This is a genomic window from Spirillospora sp. NPDC049652 (assembly GCF_040675125.1).
GTDB lineage: Bacteria > Actinomycetota > Actinomycetes > Streptosporangiales > Streptosporangiaceae > Spirillospora.
Genome location: NZ_JBFAOF010001190.1, coordinates 1 through 1941, shown reverse-complemented (window position 1 = coordinate 1941; position 1941 = coordinate 1). Strand labels below are relative to the sequence as shown.

At 74.4% G+C, this 1941-nt stretch carries 3 protein-coding genes; 1 reads left to right on the top strand and 2 read right to left on the bottom strand.

The features are described from left to right. The coding region (locus tag AB0J52_RS38435; protein WP_500187956.1) for a phenylalanine--tRNA ligase subunit beta-related protein at nucleotides 1-478 on the top strand (478 nt) is incomplete at its 5' end. 56 nt (nucleotides 479-534) lie between these two features. Here AB0J52_RS38435 and AB0J52_RS38430 read toward each other — a convergent pair. After that, the gene (locus tag AB0J52_RS38430) at nucleotides 535-1329 is read right to left on the bottom strand and encodes an ABC transporter permease (RefSeq protein ID WP_500187954.1); all 795 of its coding nucleotides are present in this window, start codon (nucleotides 1327-1329) and stop codon (nucleotides 535-537) included. Continuing rightward, nucleotides 1326-1941, bottom strand: a 616-nt coding sequence (locus AB0J52_RS38425) for an ABC transporter permease (protein ID WP_500187953.1), incomplete at its 5' end; no start/stop codon positions are given. The genes AB0J52_RS38430 and AB0J52_RS38425, both read right to left, overlap by 4 nt.

Here is a 1941-nt window from a genome sequence, read left to right as displayed (position 1 = left end):
CCCCACCCCGGCGGCGACCAGCTCCAGGGTCTCCTCCAGAGCGCCGGCGGGCGACACGCTCGTGGGCCACGCGGGCGAGCTGCACCCGCGCGTGGTGAAGGCGTTCGGGCTTCCGGCGCGCACCTGCGCGATGGAGCTGGAGGTCCGCGCGCTCGGCGAGCCGCGCGACGTCCGCGCCCCGCACGTGTCGGCCTACCCGGTCGCGACGCAGGACGTGGCGCTGACGGTGGACGCCGCGGTGTCCGCCGCCGACGTCGCGGCCGCGCTGCGGGACGGCGCGGGCGACCTGCTGGAGTCGCTGCGCCTGTTCGACGTGTACACCGGCGAGCAGGTCGGTGAGGGGCACAAGTCCCTGGCCTACACGATGCGGTTCCGCGCGACCGACCGGACGCTGACCGCCGAGGAGGCGAGCGAGGCGCGTGACGCGGCCGTCGCCGTCGCGGCGGAGCGCACCGGCGCGGTCCTGCGCGGCGCGTAAGCGGACACCGAACGCCCCCGAGTCCCCCTTTCCGGGCTCGGGGGCGTTCCGCTGTCTCAGCCCGCGTGGTCGAGCGTGCCGGTGCGGCGTCCGACGGAGACGAGGCGCTCCATGGACAGCCAGGCGACCAGGTACCAGCCGGCGCCGACCAGCGCCTCGAATCCGATCTGCGTGAGGACGCGGCCCGCGGGCGCGCCGTCCAGGATGCCGCGCACGGCCTGCAACCCGTGGACGACCGGCAGGAACTCCAGAACGGCGCGCAGGGGCGCGGGCCAGAACGACATCGGGACGTTCGTCCCGCCGAACGCCATGACGATCCCGTAGGCGAAGTTCAGCACGAGCCATTCGACGCCGCGCAGCCGCAGCGCGACGCCCGCCAGCGCGCATCCGTACCCGTAGCTGCTGGCCAGGACGAGCACGATGACGGGGATCGCGTACGCCGCGCGCGGCCACGGCAGCGGGACCCCGAGCAGCGGCGGCAGGACGGCCCAGGCGACCATCGAGCTGATCAGCCCGGTCGTCATCCACTGGACGCCGCGGCCGAGGTAGACGGGCAGGTGCCCGGCGGGGGCGACGGCGAGCAGCGGCAGCGTCCCCTGGGCGCGCTCGCCGGCCAGCGAGATGACCACGATCGTGGACTCCATGCAGGCCAGCGCCACGATGTTCCCCACCAGCACGTACCGCGTCAGCCGCGGGTCGCCGAGGTAGGAGCCGAGCAGCGCGTAGAACGACACCTGGCAGAGCAGCCGCATCAGCCAGCCGAACGTCCAGGTCCGCCAGGTGTAGACGCGGCCCATCTCGGCGAAGCCCAGTGCCGTCGCCTGCCGGACGATCCGGAGTGAGTGGATCATGCGTACCCCACCGTCCCCTTGCGCCGTGCGGCGTCCACCAGCCGGTGCGTCAGCCACATCCCGCCCGTGAGCGCCGCCGCCCCGAGCCCGAGGATCGCCGCGAGCGCGAGCGGCCAGCCGTGCGGCGTCCCGTGCACGGAGTCGCGCAGCAGCCGGGCGCTCCACGACAGGAACACCAGATGGCTGAACGGCCGCACCCAGGCGGGGAGCACCGCGAGCGGGAACACGACACCGCCGAGGATGTAGAACGGGTAGCTCAGCGAGTTCTGCAGGACCTCCCGGGCCCGCGACAGCGAGATGACCCCCGCCAGCAGCATCGCCGTTCCGACGGACGCCAGGCAGGTCGCCGCGACGGCCGCGGCGAACACGCCGGGATCGCCGACGGTCAGCGGCCGCCCGAAGCCGAGCGCCGCCACCAGCCAGGACTCCCCGAACGCCAGCGTGCCCACCAGGACCACCGCGGCGACGCGTCCGACGACGACGAGCGCGAGCGGGACCGGAGCGGCGACCATGGCGGTGAACCGCCCGGCCCACTGGTCCTCGGGGACGACGCGTCCGGCGTAGTCGAGCGAGGACACCCACAGGCCGATCAGGCCGGGCGCGATGACCGCG

Excerpts from the sequence above, each read along its gene's own strand:
- AB0J52_RS38430 (WP_500187954.1), bottom strand. The coding sequence starts at position 1,329 with ATGATCCACTCACTCCGGATCGTCCGGCAGGCGACGGCACTGGGCTTC.